The sequence below is a fragment of the Marinobacter alkalisoli genome, from assembly GCF_045449795.1.
Classification (GTDB): Bacteria; Pseudomonadota; Gammaproteobacteria; order Pseudomonadales; family Oleiphilaceae; genus Marinobacter.
Genome location: NZ_JBJJLB010000042.1, coordinates 174151 through 195092 on the forward strand (window position 1 = coordinate 174151; position 20942 = coordinate 195092).

Below are 20942 nucleotides of genomic sequence, written 5' to 3' on the forward strand. Positions count from 1 at the left end.
CCCATGGCAAACCAGGCTAACACCCCCGTCCGTCGTGCGCTGATCAGCGTCAGTGACAAATCCGGCATCGTCGATTTTGGCCGCGCCCTGACCGAGCGCGGTATCGAATTGCTCTCCACCGGAGGCACCTTTCGCCTTCTGAAGGAAAACAACATCCCGGTCACCGAGGTGTCCGATTACACCGGCTTCCCGGAAATGATGGACGGCCGGGTGAAAACCCTGCATCCGAAAATCCATGGTGGCATCCTGGGCCGACGCGGCACCGATGACAGCGTGATGGGAGAGCACAACATCAACCCCATCGACATGGTGGTGGTTAACCTCTACCCCTTCGAAGACACTGTCGCCAACCCCGACTGTGACCTGCCTACCGCCATCGAGAACATCGACATCGGTGGTCCGACCATGGTGCGCGCCGCCGCCAAGAACCACAACGATGTCGCCATCGTGGTGAATGCCTCCGATTACAGCCGGGTGCTGGAAGAGCTGGAAGAAAACGACGGCCAGTTGACCTACAACACGCGTTTTGATCTGGCGGTCAAAGCCTTCGAGCACACCGCCGGCTACGACGGCGCCATCGCCAACTACCTGGGCGGCCGCACCCCGGACAACGACAGTGCCGATTTCCCCCGCACCTTCAACGCGCAGTTCGTCAAGGTTCAGGATATGCGCTATGGGGAAAACCCTCACCAGCGCGCCGCCTTCTACGCCGAGCGCAACCCGAGGGAAGCCTGTGTCGCCACCGCCAAACAGCTGCAGGGCAAGGAACTGTCTTACAACAACGTGGCGGATACCGATGCCGCGCTTGAGTGCGTGAAACCCTTCGCGGACCCGGCCTGCGTTATCGTCAAACACGCCAACCCCTGTGGCGTGGCCATTGGCGCCGACATCCGCCAGGCCTATGACCTGGCGTTTGCCACCGATCCGACATCCGCATTTGGCGGCATTATCGCGTTCAACCGTGAACTGGATGCGGAGACCGCCAGGGCCATCATTGACCGCCAGTTCGTGGAAGTCATCATTGCCCCGACCATTGCCGCAGAGGCGGTGGAACTGGTCGCTGCGAAGAAAAACGTGCGCCTTCTGGCCTGTGGTGAAATTACCGGTGAGCGTGCCAGATCGCTGGACTACAAGCGCGTTACCGGAGGCCTGCTGGTGCAGGACCGTGACCTGGGCATGGTGGCCATGGAAGACGTCAAGGTGGTCACCCAGCGCCAGCCGTCCGAGCAGGAACTGAACGACCTGCTGTTCGCCTGGGAGGTGGCCAAGTACGTGAAATCCAACGCCATTGTTTACGCCAAGGCCGGACGCACCATCGGCGTCGGCGCTGGCCAGATGAGCCGGGTTTACAGCGCGAAAATTGCCGGCATCAAGGCTGCCGATGAAGACCTGGAAGTGAAGGGTTCGGTTATGGCTTCCGATGCCTTCTTCCCGTTCCGGGATGGTATCGACGCTGCCGCAAAAGCCGGCATTACCGCCGTAATCCAGCCCGGTGGCTCCATGCGCGACCAGGAAGTGATCGACGCCGCCAACGAACACGGCATTGCCATGGTGTTCACCGGCATGCGCCATTTCCGGCATTAATCCGACGAGCAGGAAGACGACTATGAATATTCTCGTTATAGGCGCCGGCGGCCGGGAACACGCCCTGGCGTGGAAAGCCGCCCAGTCTCCGGATGCTGACCGGGTCTTCGTTGCACCGGGCAACGCCGGCACCGCCCGTGAAGCGGGGCTGGAGAACATCAACATCGACGTCATGGACCTGGACGGGCTGGCGGATTTTGCTGCCGCCAATAACGTCGGCCTGACCATCGTCGGTCCCGAGGCACCACTGGTTGCCGGTATCGTCGACAGGTTTGACGAGCGCGGCCTGCGGGTTTTTGGCCCCAGTGCAGGCGCCGCGCAACTGGAAGGCTCCAAGGCCTTTTCCAAGGACTTCCTGGCCCGCCATAACATCCCCACCGCCGCATACGCCAATTTTACCGAGGTGGATGATGCCCTCGCCTACGTGCGCGAACAGGGCGCGCCCATCGTGGTCAAGGCCGACGGCCTGGCCGCAGGCAAAGGCGTGATCGTGGCGATGACACTGGAAGAAGCCGAAGACGCCATCCGCGATATGCTGGCCGGCAATGCCTTCGGCGCCGCCGGCAGCCGGGTGGTCATCGAGGAATTCCTCGATGGCGAGGAAGCCAGCTTTATCGTCATGGTGGACGGCGAACACGTTCTGCCCATGGCCACCTCCCAGGATCACAAGCGGGTCGGCGACGGCGACACAGGTCCCAATACAGGCGGCATGGGAGCCTACTCACCGGCCCCGGTGGTGACAGCCGATATCCACCAGCGCATCATGGATGAGGTGATCTACCCGACCGTGCGTGGCATGGCGGCCGAAGGTCACCCCTACAAGGGCTTCCTGTACGCCGGCCTGATGATCGATGGCAACGGCGCTCCCAAGGTGATTGAGTTCAACTGCCGCTTCGGCGACCCGGAAACCCAGCCGATCATGCTGCGCATGAAGTCCGATCTGGTGGAACTGTGTGGTGCCGCCATTGATGGCAAACTGGACCAGTGTGATTCCAAATGGGATGACCGTGCCTCAGTAGGCATAGTACTGGCCGCCGGCGGCTACCCGGGCAGCTACGACAAAGGAGACGTCATCTCCGGGCTACCCGAGTCTGAAACGGCGGGTGAAAAAGTGTTCCACGCGGGTACTCGACTCAATGGTGAGCAGGTTGTGACTAGCGGTGGCCGTGTGCTGTGCGCCACGGCCCTCGGGCAGACCGTCACGGAGGCCCAGCAGCGCGCCTATGAGGTTGCGGCAAGGATCCAGTGGGACGGCGTGTTTTATCGCAAGGACATTGCTTATCGGGCCATTGCGCGAGAACAGTCCTGACCCTGAGATAATAACAAGCCTCTCGTAAAGCCCGGCCCCGCCGGGCTTTTTTTGTGTTTAGGCCCCAGAAATACAGCAATGGATACTCAATAACCTAAATCTACATGATAATTTTTACTTGTTGCAAATACGTATCATTTGCATAGTTCGCATCCTCACCTAAATCAGCTGTAAGGATTTGAAGATGATGCCCCGATTCTCCCGAAGCCTGTTGGCAACCGCCATCGTTGCCGCCGCCACTTCAGCCGGCGCCCAGGAACAGACTCTGAATGAACTCGTCATAATTGGTGACGACAGCTCCGCGTCCGCTTTACCGGGCTCTGCCCACGTTGTGACCAACGAAGACCTGGAAACCATGAAATACACGGACATCCACAAGGCGGTCCGCGAAGTCCCCGGCGTTTACCTGAAGGAAGAGGACGGCTACGGCCTTCGACCCAATATCGGCATTCGTGGTTCCGGTTCCGGGCGTTCGTCCAAGATCACACTGATGGAAGACAGTGTGCTCATCGCACCGGCGCCTTACTCAGCCCCTGCGGCCTACTATTCCCCCACGTTTGGCAGAATGAGCGGTATCGAGGTCCTCAAAGGTCCGGACCTGCTGCGTTACGGCCCGTTCACCGTAGGTGGCGCGATCAACCTGCGCTCCACCCCGATCCCGACATCCGAAGCCGGCCACGTCACTGCTGAGGTGTCCGAAAACGCCGGCAAACGCATCCACAGCTGGTATGGCAACAGCACTGAAAACGCAGCGTTCATCATTGAAACCTTCCAGGAAGAAACCAACGGCTTCAAGGAATTGCAGCAGTCCAGCCGTGACACCGGTTTTGAGAAGCAGGACTACGTGGCCAAGGCCCGCTTCAACTCAGACGCCTCCGCGGACATCTACCACCAGCTTGACCTGAAATTCCAGTACAGCGAAGAATTGAGTAACGAAACCTATCTCGGCCTGACCGATGAGGATTTCAAGCGCAACCCCAACAAGCGCTATTTCCTGTCCCAGCTCGATAACATGGACAACCGTCACAAGGGATACTCAGCTACCCACCTTGTGGAACTGTCCGATGACCTGTCGCTGACCACCACACTCTACCGCAACGAGTTCAAGCGTAACTGGTACAAAGGCAACTTCAACGACCTGATCGAAGCGGCCAACAACGGCGACCAGACCGCCTACAACCAGCTACAGGGTACCGAGGCCGTTGGCCCGTTCACCCTGACCAATGGCGCGCGGGAATATCTGTCCCAGGGCATTGAAGTGAAAGCGGACTACAGCATCGACCTCGCGGACATGCGCCACGACATCACTGTGGGCGCCCGCCTGCACGAAGACGAGGCAGACCGTTTCCAGCCCAAGGATCGCTTCGAACAGGTAGTCAACAACGGACGGCCCGCTTTCGAGTTCGTTGAACAGATTGCCCCCACCGGTGGCGACAACCGGATCGATGAAGCCGAAGCCCTCAACCTGTTTGTGGCTGACCGCATCGCCATCAACCCGGACCTGACAGTGACAGCATTGCTGCGTTATGAGGATATCGAAACCTCACAGACCCGATGGAGCACGCCGGAGCGCACGTCCGCCAGCGAAACTGAAACCGCCAGCAACGATACCAGCGAGCTGCTGCCAGGCCTGGGCGCGACCTACCGCCTGACACCCACGGTAACCCTGATCGGCGGTGTCCACCGCGGTATGGCGCCAGCAGGCTCCGGCGGTACCAATGTCGAGCCGGAACTGAGCACCAACTTCGAAGCCGGCGCCCGATACAATAACGGAGCACTGCGCGCCGAAGCCATCGCGTTCTACAGCGATTACGAAAACACCGTCAGGAACTGTTCCATCGCCAATCCGTGCGATGTAGGCAACCAGACCATCGACTCCGGCACCGTCAGTGAAGGCGAATCCGAAATCCAGGGCCTTGAGCTGCTGGCTTCCTACGAGTTCGCCCTGCCCAACGGACTGACCGCACCGATACAGGCGACCTGGACCTACACCGATGCTGAGGTCACCAAAGACAGCGATGACGGCAGCGTGCTGAAGGGCGACAACCTGAGCGACCTTCCGGAAAACGTCGCGGCCCTGCGTGCCGGCCTGCGCGACGGCGACTTGTGGGATGCCTATATCAACATCGCCTATGTTGACGAAACCTGTGTCGATAACACCTGTGATCGCTCCGGTACCGATAACACCTTCCGTAAGACCGACGCCTACACCGTGGTGGACCTGTCAGGCAGTTATGCCCTGAACACGTCTACCCGGGTTTATGCCAAGATGGACAATGTGCTTGATGATCAGGAAATCGTGTCCCGCAGCCCGCACGGTGCACGCCCCAACCTGCCACGCACCGCATACGTTGGCATCAGTGTCGACTTCTGATCACTGATCACCATAAGGGCTGAAGGAACAGCCCGACTCAGGAAACCTTTGAGCCCGGTCCTTGACCGGGCTTTTTTTTAAGTTACTGTAACCTTTGCCTGATACGGACAGCCCTCCCACAATGGAAACGGAGCCAGATTTTCAATGACATCGACAACCCGACTGCCAGTGATGCTTCTGCTTACCCTTGCCACGCTGCTTTGGGGTTGCTCACGCCAGGACATCTACGACACGGCCATCGACTGGGAGCGCTCATCCGCGGGGCTTGAATCAGACCGGGTAGCGGTTGGCGAAATGGACATTGCCTATCTCCGGAACAAAGAGTCAGCCAATGGCGATAGCGTCGTACTTATTCACGGATTCGGCGCCAACAAGGACAACTGGACACGCCTGGCCGCGGAGCTGACCGATGACTTCAACGTCTACGCCATCGACCTTCCCGGTCACGGTGACAGCAGCAAGGATCTGGATCTCGGCTACCGCTTCGAAGACCAGGTTCAACACGTGTCCCGTATTCTCGACGCGCTCGATATCGACCAGGCCCACATGATGGGCAACTCCATGGGGGGCGCCATCACCGCTCTCTATGCCGCGAGGTTTCCCGAGCAGGTCCGTTCTGCTGTCCTGTTTGATCCCGCAGGCATCTTTGAATATGACAGTGAACTGGTGGACCTGGTGACGGAGGGCGACAACCCGCTGATCCCCCGAAAGCCCGGGGATTTTGATCGCCTCATGGACTTCGCCCTGGAGAAAAAACCCTTCGCGCCCTGGCCGATCCTGGATGTGATGGAACAAAAGGCCATTGCCAACCGGGAAGTCAACGAGGTTATTTTCGCCGCCATTCGCGACACCGGCTACGAACCGGATTTCCGTAACGCCATTACACAAATCCGCGCTCCGGTACTGGTGGTGTGGGGCAAGGAGGACCGTGTGATAAATTATCGCAATGCCGATGTGTTTGTGGAGCGCATTCCAAATGCCCGAAAGGTACTATTGGAAGGCGTGGGGCACGCGCCCATGATAGAGGTACCGGAAGAATCTGCCAGACTGTTTCGGGAGTTTATTCAATCCAGCCACTGATCCAGTAGACGACCACCATGCCAGAAGCAATCTGGGTTTCATTCGCCTTTGGACTCGGGCTGTTGGTAAAAACCGCCGGCCTGCCACCCCTGGTCGGCTACCTGGCGGCCGGATTTGTCCTGAGCGGCCTGGCCGAAACCATCGACATCACCGTGGAGGCCACCAACGCCCTTGAGCACATCGCTCACCTTGGCGTTCTGCTGTTGCTGTTTACCGTAGGCCTGAAACTCAAACTACGCTCGATTATCAGCGCGGAAGTCATCGGCGGCAGCCTGTTCCATTTCGCCATCACCTGCGCGGTATTTACCCCGGGGCTGTACCTGCTGATGGATCTGACCTGGCAGACAGCGCTATTACTGGCCATCGCCCTGTCGTTCTCCAGCACCGTGCTCGCTGCCAAGGTACTGGAAAGCAAGCGGGAATTACGGGCTTTTCATGGTCGCGTGGCCATCGGCATCCTGATCATGCAGGATCTGATCGCCCTGGTGGTAATGAGCCTGGCTTCGGGACAAGCGCCATCCCAGTGGGCGCTCGTTGTCTTTGGCTTTCCACTGCTGCGCCCACTGTTGTTCCGGCTCCTCGATGCCAGTGGCCATGACGAACTGCTGGTTCTACTCGGGTTACTGCTGGCCCTGGTGCTCGGTGGGCTTGGCTTCGAGGCGGTCGGGCTGAGTTCGGAACTGGGAGCGCTGGTGTTTGGCGCCATGCTGGCCAACCATCCGCGCTCCCAGGAACTGGCCAAATCCCTCTGGAGCGTCAAGGAAGTCTTCCTGGTTGGTTTTTTCCTGCAGATCGGCATTAGCGGACTGCCTGACGGCGATGCCCTGATCTTCGCTCTGGTTGCTTCGGTGGTGTTGCCACTGAAAGGCATCCTGTTCTTCTTTTTGCTGCTCGCCTTCCGACTCCGGGCCCGCAGCAGCTTTCTCAGTGCTCTGTCACTCACCAACTACAGTGAGTTCGGCCTGATCGTCGCGAGCGTTGCCCTGCCGGACTGGTTGGTGCCACTGGCACTGACCGTAGCGATATCCTTCATTATTTCCGCTCCGGTCAACCGTTTTGCCCATACCCTTTACGAGCGTTTCAGCGCACGGCTCACGCCCTACGAAGGCCAACGCCACCACCCCGATGAACAACCGATCTCACTGGGAAGCACCAGGATGCTGATCATGGGAATGGGCCGGACCGGCACAGCCGCCTATGATCATCTGGCTGAGTCCGAAGCCCGCGTTATGGGACTGGACTCGGATCCTGCCAAGGTCGCCAAACACCAGAAGGCGGAACGCAACGTGGTCTTCGCGGATGCGGAGGATATGTCCTTCTGGCAAGGCCTTCATATGCCATCGGTTGAAGCAGTCATCCTGAGCATGGGTGACATTGAGGGTAAACTTATCGCCGCCCGGAATCTCCGGAAGAAAGGCTTTTCGGGTTACATCGTGGCTCACACCATGTACGAGGATGAAGCACGACAGATTCGGGAAGCCGGGGCGAATGAGGCCTACCTCACCATGAGCGAAACCGGTGTCGCGCTGGCCAGCCAGTTAAAGAGCCGGCAAAGTGCGGCGCCCGGACACACTGCGGGAGCAGAAACCTGATGTTCGAGCCGGCCGTGTCCGGAGAAAGCCGGATGACCCAGATGACGTCCCTGCACGAGGAACGCCTGGACCAGGTGTACCGCGTGCTGAAGGCAACCGGGGCCACCCGAGTACTGGATCTGGGATGCGGTTCGGGTTCGCTGTTGTACCGCCTGCTCGCGGATGGCCAGTTCCGCTCGATCACCGGGCTGGAGCATTCCGGTCTGTCCCTTCAGCAGGCCCGCGTCAATCTAGCTGCCTACCTGTCTGAAGGCGCTCCCCGGATTCAGTTGATTCGTGGCTCCTACGCCGAGAGCAACCCCGCGTTATCGGGCTACGATGCCGCCGCGATGGTGGAGACCATTGAACACGTTTATCCCGGAGAGCTCTCAAAGGTGGAACTCGCCGTGTTTGGCGAATACAGGCCAGGCTGCCTGTTCATGACCACTCCCAATCGCGAATACAATCCGCTGTTCGATCTTGCCCCCAATGAATTCCGCGAGGAGGATCACAAGTTCGAGTGGGACCGCACCAAGTTCCGCCGCTGGGCTCGCGGCGTGGCGGAGCGTAACGGGTATCAGGTGGAGTTTGGCGGTATCGGTGAATACGATCCCGAAGTGGGCCATCCCACCCAGACCGCGTTTTTTACCCGAACACGCTGAATTCAGCGAATACCCAATTTAGGGGATTTTACCTCACCCGGCTTTTGCCATAGTCACCCGGCAAACACCAAAAACCATACAAGGGTGAGCGATATGCATTCATTCAAGCGGTTAGCATTATTCTCGGCGGTCACGGCCAGTCTGGCGGTTGCCGGCTGCAGCAACTCCTCCAGCAGCGGCAGCGATGATACGGCGGACACACAGGGCACGGAGGTAGGTGGCAAGGCAACTGCGCCGGGCGGCATGGTGGCCCAGCTTGAACCCAAGTCTCCGCTTGAGGTGGCTGTTGCGTTTTTTGTTCCAGGCGCAGCGGCAGCCATCACCGGACTGGAGCCCGTGGAAGGAGCAGACGTCGAGCTCATCCGTGTTGACAACGATGGCAACCAGATCGGCGATGTTCTGGCCCGGACCAGCACGTCCGTCACTGGTGACTACACCCTGACGGTGCCCGATGGCACAAGCCTCGCAGGCAACCTGATCGTGCGCATCACCGGCAGCAATAACCAACAGATACGTGCCCAGGTGGTGGACCAGGAGGTGGACATTGACCCGATATCGGAGTTTGTCCTGCAGAAATTTATCGACAGGGGAGCCGATCTCGACAGCCTGGAAACCGACAAGGTTGTCAAATTGCGAGGCCAGGCCGATGAGTTTGACCTGACCGCGGAGGCGGATCTTTCGTCCATGTTCGCCAAACTGGATGAGGAAATCGGCGACTTCGTGGAAGGCCAGGTGGACTCCATTTCCACACCCGAAGGGGACGTCACCGAGATCGCCGGCGACTTTCGCAGCTCAGCCCTGAACCTGGGACTGCATGATTCCGACGGCCAGGGCTTTGGCACTTTCGCCACCGATACCTACAGCGACGACTTCACGTTTACTGACAACGGTAACGGCGAGGTCGGCGTAACCCTGAGCGCCAATGCCTCTGCTTACGCCTTCCTGGGAGGCGCCGATGATGGCAGCGCCATGGTGGAATACTTCCCGGAACTGGCGGACACCGAGACGGAATCCTTTACCGGCACATACGGCAGCAACGGCGTACTGACCATTGATGGAGAATTCGAGGAGGACATCGACGGCGACTTCGGTTTCCGCTTCCCGCCGGTGACCTATCGACTGCAGAAGACCACAGGCAACAACCTGTTCTTCCTGCTGGCTCAGGAAGCAGCGGTCCGCTACCGCACTATCGATACCAATGAGGACGGCGAAAAAGACGCTGTTGACCCGAACCAGAAGGACGGTGACGAAGTCATGCGTTCCCTGGAGTACTTTGCCCGTTTGCCGGAGAACGCCACGGACAGCGACCTGAGTGGTGATTTTGGTCTGATCAGCCTGTCCACCTACCTGGAAGAGGGCGCCGGCATTCGTGTCGAGAGTGAACAAAGTACGGTCAACTTTGACGGTGCCGGCAACTTTACCCTGACCGGCGGCAATCTTCTTGAAATCAACCGCGACGCTACCGGCGGCACTACAACACTGTCCAGCACCCCTGATGGTGGATCAGGACCTGTCACTCTGGAGGCCGATGGCACCATCAGTGATATCGGGGGTCCCGCCAACGGCTTCGTCAACGATACGTTCGATTTCCTGGCGGTACCGGACTTCGACGGCGCCAACCCGAATGACGGCACTGATTTCGCCGAGATCCAACACTCCCTGATGGTCAAACTGCCAGACGGTTCGGCACCGAGCCTGACTGACCGCACCTATCGGGTATTTATGCTATCGGTGACCTTCAGGGACAATGGCAGCATCTTCCTCAACAACATGGGCTTTGACTCCACCCTGACCTTTACAAGCGAGACGGCGGCAGACATTGCGGGTGATTATATCTCAGTCGTGAAAAGCGGAAGTCTGGCGGCGGAAGTGGGCAAAGAAAGCTTCGCGCTGGAAAACACGCTGGATGTCAGCGTCGACGGTAGCGGTTCGCTGACCATGACCGCGCCCCAGGCCAGCGGCGGCGATGGCGTAACCACCATGGACGGCTTCATCAGCCACGATGGCTCTCTGGGTCTGCTGCGCACGTCGTTCGATCCGGACGGGGCGGGGACAGCCGCTTTCGAAGACCTGGGACTGGTCGTTCTGGTCGAGCTGCCCTGATCATCCCTTAACAACCGGGGGCGCATCGTGCGCCCCCGGTATCCTCAGACTTAATCTTGTCCTGATATTCAGTCCTTTCCAGATTCAGCGAATTCTTCGCCAAGCTGTCAGTTCAGCAATGGTGTGCTGGAATTTCCGCCGGGTTTCGCGAATCACAAACGTCACATCCATCGGGGTCTGAACCAGTTCGAAATGATCGGACAGTATCTCCCGCATGCCATCCAGGACACTCCTTGGCTGTCCATTCAGTTCGAAACCGCCAATCCAGTTGTTGCGGGGCGTAAACTCCTCCATCAGGGTGTAGGGGGAACTGATGACCAGAGTGCCTCCCACCGCCAGGCGTTCGTGGATACCGGCAAGAAACGACCCGGGAGCCTGCAGCCGGTCGATCAGGTTGCCGGCAAAAATCAGGTCATAGTTCTGATGCTCAGCCCCCAGCTGACAGGCGTCATCCATGGCAAACGACACCCGTTCGGCAGCCCTGCGCAAACCCAGATCGTCGAGACTTATGGTCACGCGCTCACCCAGCTCACCTTCATCCCGCCGAAAGTAATCGATTTCACCGTGCTGTTTGAGGTGATGGGCCGCATCCACAAATCGCTGCGAGAGATCGATACCCACGACTTCATCAAACACCCGGCCCAGTTCAAAGGCCGTACGGCCAACGGCACAACCCAGATCCAGTGCCTTGCGCTTGTCCCGCCCGGCCATCATTTCCAGGCAGATGCCGGCACACCGTGCGGGGTAATTACTCACCCCAAAATAGTGATCCCCGAAGTGGAATCCCAAATACTGGCTGAGCAATTCATCGGTTTCATACACGTTCATGGCTGGTCCTCAGCAGTGTTCTGGTCACGCACAACTGCGGAACCCGGTGTATACGTCGCATCTCATGGGCAGGTATGCCTGCCGATAGGTGCCCCTGATCAGCGCGGCCGACGTGGCGCAACTTCCGCCACGTGTGACTTTGTGGTCACCGAACTGCAGGGTCGACATGAACGGGTACATATCGACCCGGAAGCCATCGTAGGGAAAGAACTGGCTACTGGTCCATTCCCAGACGGTACCGATCATCTGACGGCAACCAAACGGGCTCTCACCTTCAGGGTAATCCCAGACCGGATTTTGTGCCATGGCGCGGCCGCTCATATCGGCATGTGCCGGGCTCACCGGGTCGTTCCCCCAGGGGAATCGGCGGAAAGGTTCACCAGGCTGGTTACCCAACGCCGCGACTTCCCACTCGTATTCAGTCGGCAGTCTCCGGCCAGCCCAACGACACCAGGCTTCCGCTTCCCAATAGCTTACATGGGTAACCGGAGCGTCCAGATTCAGCGGCTGCCAGTCATCGAAAAGGCGCTCCTGCCATTGGTTATCGTGCCAGCGCCAGTATAACGGTTGCTTCGGCAGGTGCATCAGCGGACCGGCACAGTTATGGACCAGTGAAACATCGACCTCGGTCTGCAGCCACTTGCGCCCCCCGAAGGACCAGAGTTCCGGGCGCCGGTATCCACCATCCTCGACAAAATCGAGGAATTCCCGATTGGACACAGGTAGACGGGAGATCGCGAAGGATTCCAGCTCCACCTCAAACCTGGGCTTCTCATTATCAAACGCAAAATCGTAGGTGGCGTATCCCGAGGACTCGCCGGGCATCCCGATCACCCAGCGCCCCGCCGGGATGGTGACGTCGCCGGCAATCCGGTCACCGGGCGCAACACGTTCAGGGGTATGGTCGGGAGGCGCTGGATACCCTACCGTCTGCCGGCACCAGATCAATGACTCAATATGCATGTTCTGGTGGAAAATGGCGTAGCGGTACAGGTACAGATCTGCATCTGTCAGTGCCTTACTCTGAATCCGCTCCGCCACACGGTCGTAGATGGTATCGAAATAGCTCAGGGTGTCTTCACGGCCGGGAAACAGCTCCCGACACCAGCGATCCCGGTGGTCAACGTGAAAGGAATCCCACAGATCATCCATAGCGGGATTGTAGCTGGGGGTGCCATCCAGCAGGTTAAACACAAACACTTCGTAGAAAAAAGCGGCATGCCCCATCTCCCACAAGGGAGGATTTACGCCAGGATGATAGGGCACGTCGAGCATGTCATCCGGCAGGGAGGTAATCAATGCCCGGGTACGCCGCCGGGTTTGCTCCAGTTCTGCCAACAGTGTTGCTTTATTCACGCTCATGCTCTCCAAACGCTCGGGTTCGTTAAATACGATAACAAACTGCCTGCCGGATGAGTGCCCTGGCGGCGGATTTTTTGCCGTTTTCCTGGACATCGCATACCCAGTTTGGGGGATTACCATCTTTCCCACACTTGTCATAGTTCCAGGGGAACAAGGTGACAATGGGAGCATGCCCCCAAGGCTGCTGGCAGCCCTTGTGGCTTGTCGGGCCAACCGGATTCTTCCGCCTTGCCCCCCTTATGCGGCTCAACTATAACCCGTACACCCGGACAACTTGACGCTAGGAGCGACATGTCTAAGCAATGGGCTCCATCGAAGGTCTTGTCGACTGGTATCGCCGTCGGTCTGGCCCTGTTTCTTCTTGCCCTTTACTTTGCCACTGGCGTGCCCCGCCTGGGCATCACCACCGTGCCTGGCCAGGAAGGTGCGCGCATTGTCGAAGTTGACCCGGAAGGCCCCCTCGCCAGAATCCTGAAACCCGGCGATGAGCTCGTCGCCGTTCGTAGTGAAACACGGGAAATGGACCTGGAACCGTTTGATGCCATTGCCGAACCGGACGATGCCTCCACCTACGGTCCCTACAACCGATTCTTTGAACGCCAGGATCGCCTCTGGGAAACGCTGCAATCAGACCGCGTCACTTTTGGCTTCAAAACCGCGGAACCCATTCCGGGCTCGGGCACGCAGGCGCTGATTCAGCAAACTGACTGGGTGACCGTTAACCTGACAGCTGACGTTAGCCCGACAGACCTGTCACCCGAGTTCTGGTACCAGGTGATTTGTGGTCTGCTGATTTTCTGGATGGGGGTCGCTGCCTGGGCGTTCGTCCAGAACGAGCGCGGGCCTTTCTTTTATGCCCTTGCCGGTTTCGGCATTGCCGTGGCGATTATCTCCAGCGCGGTGTACACCACCCGCGAACTGAGTCTGCCAGCCGACCTTCTGCTGGCCCTGTCCCGTAGCAACCAGTTCGGTGCCATGCTGTTCGCTGGCGCTGGCACCACTCTGTTGTGGCACTACCCGACATCCCTGTCCAATTTCCGCTTCGAATGGCTGATGCTTCCCCTGGTGGCGCTGATCCTGGCAGCAAACTGGGGGCAATGGATCGACAGCCTCGACATTACCGCCCGCTATACCCTGCTGGCCTGGGCGCTGACGGATGTCATCCTCGCGGTTGTCCAGTGGCGGCGAACCCGGCGGGAGCCAGTGGCGCGGGCACGCCTGAAGTGGTTTGTCTACTCCTGGTTCGGCGGCATCATCAGCTACCTGTCGCTGGTGGTTGTGCCCCAGGTGATCGGCTACCCCTCGCTGATCCATCAGAAATACGCCTGGATCCTGTTCGTCCTCTCCTACCTCGGCATTGCCCTCGGTATCGTCCGTTACCGTCTGTTTGACCTCGACCGCTGGATCCTGGTGGCCTGGTTCTGGTTCCTGTGCGGCATCCTCGTTATTGTGATCGATGGCCTTCTGGTGCTCTGGCTCGACCTGCAATACTCCATGAGTCTGGTGGTGAGCCTGGCTCTGGTGGGCTGGGTGTATTTCCCGTTGCGGCAGATGCTGCTTCGCCGCTTCCTTCCTTCTTCCGCCAGAGAAGACCAGTGGGAGCAACTGCCCACCATGATCAGCGATGCCTTTGAGGTTGGCGGCAGCATCGACCGGCAATGGCAGAAGGCCTTGCACAGGTCGTTCAGCCCACTGCAGACCCGTCGCCTGGAACACGGCTGTGCAATACCGGCTGTCCTGGACAATGGCCTGAAGTTGCGGACGCCTCTGCTGGGCGAATCCGCCTGCCTGGAGATGAGTTACGCCAACCAGGGGCACCGGCTGTTTGACCATCAGGATACGCAGTTTGCCGCCCGGGCAATGGAGCTCTTTCGCTTTGCCCGCCAGTACCGGGACTCCTTCGAGGACGGCATCAGGACCGAGCGTGAACGGGTGGCCCGGGATCTGCACGACGACGTCGGGGCGAGATTGCTGTCCATCATATACCGGGCCAACGACACCGAACTCAGCGGCCTGGCAAGGGAATGCCTGCGGGAGCTGCGCGGCGTTATTCAAGGGCTCCAGAAACAGATCGTGCCTCTGGACCAGAGTTTCTCCCGCTGGCACACCGAAGCTGGTGAACGCTGCCAGTTGTTCGGAATTGATCTGCAGATGACCCTCGCCCCCGACGCCGCCGTCGTGACCCTGACCCCCAGGGTGGAACGTAACCTAATGAGCATTATCCGGGAGTTCCTGAGCAACACCATTCGTCATGCACGGGCGACGGATGTCCGGTTGCACATCAGCTATCAGGAAAGCTGTCTGATCCTCGATGCCAGCGACAACGGCGTTGGCTGGGGCAGTGAACTGACCGCAAACGCCAGCGGCATCGGCCTTCACAGCATTCGCGAGCGATGCGAAGAGCTGGATGGCGACATGCGCTACTACTGTCCGCTGAACAGCGGCGCCGGCATGATCTGCACATTGCCGGTGCCCGGAGGTCCACAATCATGAAACAGGTGTTGATTCTTGAGGACCTGAAAGATGCCCAGCGGTGGCTCACCGGCGCCGTTCTGACCTCTTTCCCGGAGGCACAGGTGCATTGTTGCGATACCCTGGGTTCGGCCCTGGCCTGGCTGGACGGCAAGCAACCCGAGCTGTGCCTGGTCGACCTGCGCCTGCCGGACGGCTCCGGTGTCGACTTCATTCGCCACTGCAAGTCCGTCGCCCCGTCCGCCCATCAGGTGGTCACCACCATTTACGACGATGACATTCATCTGTTTCCCGCCATACAGGCGGGCGCCAACGGATACCTGCTCAAGGACGAGCCGCGCCAGGTGATTGCCGATGCGTTGAAGAATCTGGCCACCGGAACGCCGCCGCTGTCGCCCCAGATCACCCAGCGCATGATGAATTACTTCCAGCAGGTGCGATCAACGCCCCTGGGACAGGAGGGGCGACAGGACACCGCCGGAATGCTCAGCTCCCGGGAGCGGCAGGTTCTGGAGATGATCGCCCGGGGATTCAAGACTGCCGAAGTGGCTGACATTCTGGACGTCAGTTATCACACCGCCGCGCGGCACATCAAGAACATCTATGCCAAGCTTGGCATCAGCAGCCGCGCCGAGGCGGTGCAGGAGGCTATCCGCCTGGGACTTTACAATCCCCATGGCTGAGCTACCCCCAGACCAGCATGATCATCGGCACGGCCACCACCGTCACCAGGATTGACAAGGGCAACCCCAGACGCCAGTAGTCCCCGAACCGGTATCCACCCGGCTCCATCACCAGGGCGTTGGACTGGTGCCCGATGGGTGTCAGGAAAGCGCATGACGCTCCCACGGCAACAGCCATCAGCACGGCGTCGGATGGCATGCCCAGCTCCGCGGACAGACTGAGAGCAATAGGAGCCACCAGTATTGCGGCAGCGGCGTTATTGACCACATTCGACAACAGCATGGTGCCCACCAGCACCACCGCAAGCACAATGGCCGGTGCCAGCCCGTCGCTCAGTGCCAGCATCTGTGCCGCAATCAGTTCGGCGCCGCCGGTGGTTTCCAGGGCCTGACCGACGGGAATCATAGCAGCAAGCAGCACAATGACGGACCAGTCAATCGCCTTGTAGGCATCCGGGGCACTGAGCAGGCCGGTCAGCACCATCGATACGGCGCAAGCCACCAGTGCCACCGGTGGCGCCAGCCAGCCGGCCACAATGGTGACAATGGCGGCCATGAACAGACCACCGGCCAGCATTGCATTGCGCTCCCGCCCCAGTCTGAGGCCACGCTCAGCAAGGGGTAGACAACCGAGTTGTTGCAAAGTACCACCCAGGGAATCCTCGTGTCCCTGTACCAACAGGATATCCCCCGCCTGAATGCGTACATCCCCAAGACGGCGCTTCAACCGGTGCCCCTGACGCGCCATGGCAACGATATTCAGGCCGTGGTATTCCCTCAGGTTCAGACGATTGGCGGTCTGTCCCACCAGGCTGGATTCAGGGGTAACCACCACTTCCGAAAGCCGGACTTCACCAGAGGCCAGTTCCTTCCGGGAGGGTGTTTCATCCCCGTCGTCCCGGGATTCATCACCCTCGTCCTCACTGGCACTGGCAAGCGCCAGACCCGTGTGATCGAGAAAATCCTGAAGGCTCTCCGTGTCAGCTTCCACCAACAGGACATCCCCTTCTCTCAAAACCTTGTAGGTGGATGGCGCCAGCGACCGGCTATCCTCACGGATCAGCGCCAGCACGACCACATCGTCCTCACTGTCAGCGTCGGTTAACAGGTTGTGGAGCGTGGCCCCGGCGTAGGACGATTCCTCTGGCACCCGCAATTCGGTGACATAATCACCAACACTGAACAGCTTGCCGCCATCATCGCTGTCTTGCCGCTGAGGCGTCAGGCGCCAGCCTGCCAGGGTAATGAAAGCGATGCCGACAAGCGTGATTGCACCGCCGACGGGAGCGAAGTCAAACAAACCAAAGGAGCCGGTTTCGCGGTAGCTGGCTATGATGATATTGGGCGGCGTCCCGATCAGCGTCATGGTGCCTCCCAGCAGGGAACCAAAGGCCAGGGGCATCAGCAGCAAAGAGGGCGACCGGCCCGCTTCCCGAGACATCCATACCGCCACCGGCATCAGCAAAGCCAGTGCGCCGACGTTGTTGATAAAGCCGGAACAGAGTGCAACCACTGCGGTCAACATCAGCACCTGCAAGGTTGGACGATGCCCGACCCGCCCCAGTAAACGGGCAATGGCATCGACCACGCCACCATTCACCAGGCCCTGACTGATCACCAGGACAGCAGCAACGGTGATCACCGCCGGGTGGCCGAACCCGGAGAACAGTTCATCGCCGGGTATCAATCCCGCCACTGCAACTGCCAGCAAGGCCAGCATTGATACCACATCAAAGCGCAGCCTGTTCCAGATGAACAGCCCCAGCGTGGCCACCAGAACCCCAAAAACAATGCCCTGCTCCGTACTCACCCGGCTCTCCCATGTCGGCAAAATTTACAGATTCCTGTGTATACGCGGATTAACTCGATACAACCCACTGAAAACAGGCTCGCTGCCTTAACTGGCACATTACATGTATATCATCCCGGGAAGGGCCCCCATCCCGAGGAGACTCACCATGCAAGACAAACGACCGCTCGTCTGGTTGTCGGCGGCTAACATCGACAAACAACCCGACTCGGCACTCTTACCACAATGGAGCATACACCGTTTTGACATGACAGAACCGCCCCCCTTCGGCCTGGCCAGCGCCGGCAAGGCCAAGGTCGGCGTGCTGGACCTGAGCATCTACCCCGAACAGGGAACGCCTTATCTGGATCAGTGGACGGAAGCCTTCCAGCTTCCCTATTGGGTTGGCATATTGCCGTCCGCCCCCCATCAGAACACACCGCTGGGAACGCTCATTTCCCGGCACTGCACGGATTACCACACACTACCACTGGACCCGGAACGCCTGAATACGGTGCTGGGCCACCTGTGGGGCATGGCCCAGCTGCAAGATCAGGGTGACTCCGAGCACCACGACAGTTATCAAGACGTGGCACTGGAAGGCGCATCCCAGGCCATCCGTCAGGCACGGGCCATGTTGCGTCGGTTTGCCAAAACCCATGAGCCCGTGCTGATTGTCGGAGAAAACGGCACCGGCAAGGATGCCGCCGCACGCTTCATCCATGCGCACTCGTCCCGGAGTACCCAGCCGCTGGTGACGGTCAATTGTGCTGCATTACCGGTATCCCTGACCCAGAGCGAGTTGTTCGGTTATGAGAAAGGTGCATTCACCCATGCCCTGAACAGTCGCCGGGGCCGTCTCGAATCCGCAGACGGAGGCACGCTGTTGCTGTCCGGCATTGATGAACTGGTTCCAGAACAGCAATCCGCCATCCTGCGTTTCCTGCAGGAAGGCCAGATTGAGCGTATCGGAGCCAGCCAGCCCAAAAAAGTGGACGTCAGGGTCATTGCCACCAGTGCGCGGCCGCTGAGAAAACTGGTGGAGACAGAGGAGTTCCGCAGCGACGTGTACTACCGCCTGGGCAGCCTGGAGGTCCGGTTGCCGCCGTTACGGGACCGTCCCGAGGACATACCGATCGTTGCCAACAGGATACTGGCCAGTACCCACACGGCTTTCGGCGTGCGCAAACTCAGCAATCAGGCCATGCAAAGCCTCGCCCAGCATGACTGGCCGGGTAACCTGCGCGAACTGCAGAACCGGCTGCGTCAGGCCATGCTGCTGAGCGAGTCGGCCATGATCGAACCGGCGGACCTGGGTCTGCCGGAGCTTGCACTGGCCATTCCCGGCCAGTCTGGCCTCAGCCTTGAGGCATTCCGTGCCAGGGCCGATCGACAGGCACTGTCCTGCAGCCTGGCCCTGTCACATCAGAACGTGTCCGCCGCGGCGCGCATTCTCAATATTTCCCGGGTGTCTTTCTACCGGTTAATGGATAAACACGGCCCCCACAGCCACGCACGCGGCCACAAGCCATTAGGGAACCACCAATAAAAAGGAACAGCAAGAATGGGTTACAGGCACCTACACTCCCTGATAGTGGCAACGTTGCTTTTACCCACAGGTGCCATGGCCGCACCAGATTACGATGACTATGGCGGGCCACAAGCCACGGAGACCGAATCATCCGGCGATACCGCGACAGACATTGCCTCCATCACCTCGGATCGGGGAATTGTCACTCGTCCTGGCCGCCTGACCATTGAGCCGGCTTTCTCCCACGCCCACAGCAACTCAACGGTTGTGGCGGTGGAAGGGTACACCGTCATACCAGCCCTGCTGGTCGGATTGATTAATATCTCGGAAATACAACGGGATATTTTTGTCGGCGCCCTTTCCCTGAAGTACGGATTCACCAGCAAGTTCGAAGCCGCGCTACGAGTACCGTACCTGAGCATCAATGAAGACCTGCGGGAGCGGCAGGCATTCCAGGGAACGCCCGTGGATACCGTGAAGGAATCATCCGGGGAAGGTTTGGGGGACGTAGAGCTCTCGCTCCGCTATCAGCTGAACGACGGCCTGGATGGCATGCCCTACATTATCAGTGTCTTGCGGATAAAATCACCCACAGGAGACGGTCCCTACGATGTGGATCAGCGCGTGGTCGAGGACAGCCAGGGCAACCCCATCGGCGTCGAGCTCAGTGAACGCCCCACCGGGTCCGGTTTCTGGGCTTTTGAACCCGGCTTCTCCTTTATTTATCCAACCGATCCCGCGGTGCTGTTCGGCAATCTCAGTTACGTCTGGACGCTCGAGGACGACCAGGGGTTTGAGAACGGCGGCACGGTGGACCCCGGCGATGTGGTGCGCTTCGGTTTTGGCATGGGGTTCGCGTTCAACGAGAAGACATCGTTCAGCCTGGGCTATGACCACTCAGTCATCCGCAAAACGACCATCGAGCACGACAATAACCTGTTTGATGCACGCTTTGACCGGATCCAGGTCGGCTCCCTCTCCTTCGGGCTGTCACAGCGCCTGTCCAGCAGCACCAGCCTGAATCTGACCGTCAGCGTTGGGGTGACCGAAAACGCGCCGAACAGTGAGATCACGCTGAAACTGCCAATCAGTCTCTGACGGTCAGTCAGCGCCCCAGGAACTGTAACAGGTGGTCATTGAGGTGGGCAGGGAGCTGAACGCCGCTGCCGATATTGTTCAGCTCGATATTCAGTTGCTGAACATTCTGGATCACGGTGCTGTCGAAATTGTTCTGGATCATCGTCATCCAGCCCGAGGAATCACTGAGATTGCCCGACACCCTTGGCCCGGTCTGCTGGTTGGGCCCAACCACCTGCAACACGGTTTCCAACTGGTGTTCCACGGCACCACCGTGGACTGACTGGTTCAGATTGGGGATATTCAGGCGGTTCACCACCATCGTGTCACCGTTCACAGATACGATTTGCTCCAGGCCGATGGCGATTTCCAGGTTATCCAGCACAAACCCTCCCCTGAGCTCGGCCAGTTCCGGATTGGCCAGGGGCGTCACCGGCAACGCGAGCTCCGCAACAGCCGGTCGGAACAACGCAGATCCCGCCAGGGAAGCCACCAACAACAGTGTTTGTAATCTCAT

The 20942-nt window shown here is 59.2% G+C and carries 15 protein-coding genes; 11 read left to right on the top strand and 4 right to left on the bottom strand.

Features of this window, described 5'->3' with window-relative positions; all coding sequences use genetic code 11:
- The first annotated feature begins 3 nt into the window (after nt 1-3).
- The 7 genes from purH (at nt 4) to ACJO3M_RS18025 (ending at nt 10683) form a co-directional block, all read left to right on the top strand.
- Nucleotides 4-1584 (top strand): bifunctional phosphoribosylaminoimidazolecarboxamide formyltransferase/IMP cyclohydrolase, encoded by a 1581-nt coding sequence (purH, locus tag ACJO3M_RS17995; RefSeq protein ID WP_407002759.1) that lies wholly within the window; start codon nt 4-6, stop codon nt 1582-1584.
- 22 nt (nt 1585-1606) lie between these two features.
- Entirely contained in the window at nt 1607-2893 is a 1287-nt protein-coding gene (gene purD, locus ACJO3M_RS18000) for a phosphoribosylamine--glycine ligase (protein ID WP_407002760.1), read from the top strand.
- 184 nt (nt 2894-3077) lie between these two features.
- Nucleotides 3078-5267, top strand: coding sequence for a TonB-dependent receptor family protein (locus ACJO3M_RS18005; RefSeq protein WP_407002761.1), 2190 nt, complete (start codon nt 3078-3080; stop codon nt 5265-5267).
- Between the two features lie 144 nt (nt 5268-5411).
- Nucleotides 5412-6347 carry an alpha/beta fold hydrolase gene (locus ACJO3M_RS18010; protein WP_407002762.1) on the top strand — a complete coding sequence of 312 codons (936 nt, stop codon included), beginning with the start codon at nt 5412-5414 and terminating at the stop codon, nt 6345-6347.
- Between the two features lie 17 nt (nt 6348-6364).
- Nucleotides 6365-7939, top strand: a complete 1575-nt coding sequence (locus ACJO3M_RS18015) for a cation:proton antiporter domain-containing protein (protein ID WP_407002763.1) — start codon at nt 6365-6367, stop codon at nt 7937-7939.
- Nucleotides 7939-8580: a methyltransferase domain-containing protein gene (locus ACJO3M_RS18020; protein WP_407002764.1), complete on the top strand. Its 642-nt coding sequence runs from the start codon at nt 7939-7941 to the stop codon at nt 8578-8580. The genes ACJO3M_RS18015 and ACJO3M_RS18020 overlap by 1 nt, the downstream gene beginning before the upstream one ends.
- A 93-nt stretch (nt 8581-8673) precedes the next feature.
- On the top strand, nt 8674-10683 hold the full coding sequence (locus tag ACJO3M_RS18025; RefSeq protein ID WP_407002765.1) for a hypothetical protein: 2010 nt from the start codon (nt 8674-8676) through the stop codon (nt 10681-10683).
- 84 nt (nt 10684-10767) lie between these two features.
- On the opposite strand, the gene ACJO3M_RS18030 is transcribed toward ACJO3M_RS18025, so the two are convergent.
- A complete protein-coding gene (locus ACJO3M_RS18030) occupies nt 10768-11511 on the bottom strand; it encodes a putative 4-mercaptohistidine N1-methyltransferase (RefSeq protein ID WP_407002766.1) in 744 nt (247 codons plus the stop codon).
- Between the two features lie 24 nt (nt 11512-11535).
- Nucleotides 11536-12873 (bottom strand): selenoneine synthase SenA, encoded by a 1338-nt coding sequence (senA, locus tag ACJO3M_RS18035; protein WP_407002767.1) that lies wholly within the window; start codon nt 12871-12873, stop codon nt 11536-11538.
- 291 nt (nt 12874-13164) lie between these two features.
- Here senA and ACJO3M_RS18040 point away from each other — a divergent pair, with 291 nt between their 5' ends.
- Both ACJO3M_RS18040 and ACJO3M_RS18045 read left to right on the top strand, forming a co-directional pair.
- Nucleotides 13165-15366: an ATP-binding protein gene (locus ACJO3M_RS18040; RefSeq protein WP_407002768.1), complete on the top strand. Its 2202-nt coding sequence runs from the start codon at nt 13165-13167 to the stop codon at nt 15364-15366.
- Nucleotides 15363-16028, top strand: a complete 666-nt coding sequence (locus ACJO3M_RS18045; RefSeq protein WP_407002769.1) for a LuxR C-terminal-related transcriptional regulator — start codon at nt 15363-15365, stop codon at nt 16026-16028. The genes ACJO3M_RS18040 and ACJO3M_RS18045 overlap by 4 nt, the downstream gene beginning before the upstream one ends.
- A 1-nt stretch (nt 16029) precedes the next feature.
- On the opposite strand, the gene ACJO3M_RS18050 is transcribed toward ACJO3M_RS18045, so the two are convergent.
- Entirely contained in the window at nt 16030-17838 is a 1809-nt protein-coding gene (locus tag ACJO3M_RS18050; protein WP_407002770.1) for an SLC13 family permease, read from the bottom strand.
- Nucleotides 17839-17986: 148 nt separating this feature from the next.
- Here ACJO3M_RS18050 and ACJO3M_RS18055 point away from each other — a divergent pair, with 148 nt between their 5' ends.
- Together ACJO3M_RS18055 and ACJO3M_RS18060 are read left to right on the top strand one after the other, a co-directional pair.
- Nucleotides 17987-19366 carry a sigma-54 dependent transcriptional regulator gene (locus ACJO3M_RS18055; RefSeq protein ID WP_407002771.1) on the top strand — a complete coding sequence of 460 codons (1380 nt, stop codon included), beginning with the start codon at nt 17987-17989 and terminating at the stop codon, nt 19364-19366.
- 75 nt (nt 19367-19441) lie between these two features.
- On the top strand, nt 19442-20446 hold the full coding sequence (locus tag ACJO3M_RS18060; RefSeq protein WP_407002772.1) for a transporter: 1005 nt from the start codon (nt 19442-19444) through the stop codon (nt 20444-20446).
- A gap of 7 nt (nt 20447-20453) precedes the next feature.
- On the opposite strand, the gene ACJO3M_RS18065 is transcribed toward ACJO3M_RS18060, so the two are convergent.
- Complete coding sequence (locus ACJO3M_RS18065) at nt 20454-20942, bottom strand: hypothetical protein (RefSeq protein WP_407002773.1); 489 nt, start codon at nt 20940-20942, stop codon at nt 20454-20456.

Excerpts from the sequence above, each read along its gene's own strand:
- purH (WP_407002759.1), top strand. The coding sequence starts at position 4 with ATGGCAAACCAGGCTAACACCCCCGTCCGTCGTGCGCTGATCAGCGTC.
- purD (WP_407002760.1), top strand. The coding sequence starts at position 1,607 with ATGAATATTCTCGTTATAGGCGCCGGCGGCCGGGAACACGCCCTGGCG.
- ACJO3M_RS18005 (WP_407002761.1), top strand. The coding sequence starts at position 3,078 with ATGATGCCCCGATTCTCCCGAAGCCTGTTGGCAACCGCCATCGTTGCC.
- ACJO3M_RS18010 (WP_407002762.1), top strand. The coding sequence starts at position 5,412 with ATGACATCGACAACCCGACTGCCAGTGATGCTTCTGCTTACCCTTGCC.
- ACJO3M_RS18015 (WP_407002763.1), top strand. The coding sequence starts at position 6,365 with ATGCCAGAAGCAATCTGGGTTTCATTCGCCTTTGGACTCGGGCTGTTG.
- ACJO3M_RS18020 (WP_407002764.1), top strand. The coding sequence starts at position 7,939 with ATGTTCGAGCCGGCCGTGTCCGGAGAAAGCCGGATGACCCAGATGACG.
- ACJO3M_RS18025 (WP_407002765.1), top strand. The coding sequence starts at position 8,674 with ATGCATTCATTCAAGCGGTTAGCATTATTCTCGGCGGTCACGGCCAGT.
- ACJO3M_RS18030 (WP_407002766.1), bottom strand. The coding sequence starts at position 11,511 with ATGAACGTGTATGAAACCGATGAATTGCTCAGCCAGTATTTGGGATTC.
- senA (WP_407002767.1), bottom strand. The coding sequence starts at position 12,873 with ATGAGCGTGAATAAAGCAACACTGTTGGCAGAACTGGAGCAAACCCGG.
- ACJO3M_RS18040 (WP_407002768.1), top strand. The coding sequence starts at position 13,165 with ATGTCTAAGCAATGGGCTCCATCGAAGGTCTTGTCGACTGGTATCGCC.
- ACJO3M_RS18045 (WP_407002769.1), top strand. The coding sequence starts at position 15,363 with ATGAAACAGGTGTTGATTCTTGAGGACCTGAAAGATGCCCAGCGGTGG.
- ACJO3M_RS18055 (WP_407002771.1), top strand. The coding sequence starts at position 17,987 with ATGCAAGACAAACGACCGCTCGTCTGGTTGTCGGCGGCTAACATCGAC.
- ACJO3M_RS18060 (WP_407002772.1), top strand. The coding sequence starts at position 19,442 with ATGGCCGCACCAGATTACGATGACTATGGCGGGCCACAAGCCACGGAG.
- ACJO3M_RS18065 (WP_407002773.1), bottom strand. The coding sequence starts at position 20,942 with ATGAGATTACAAACACTGTTGTTGGTGGCTTCCCTGGCGGGATCTGCG.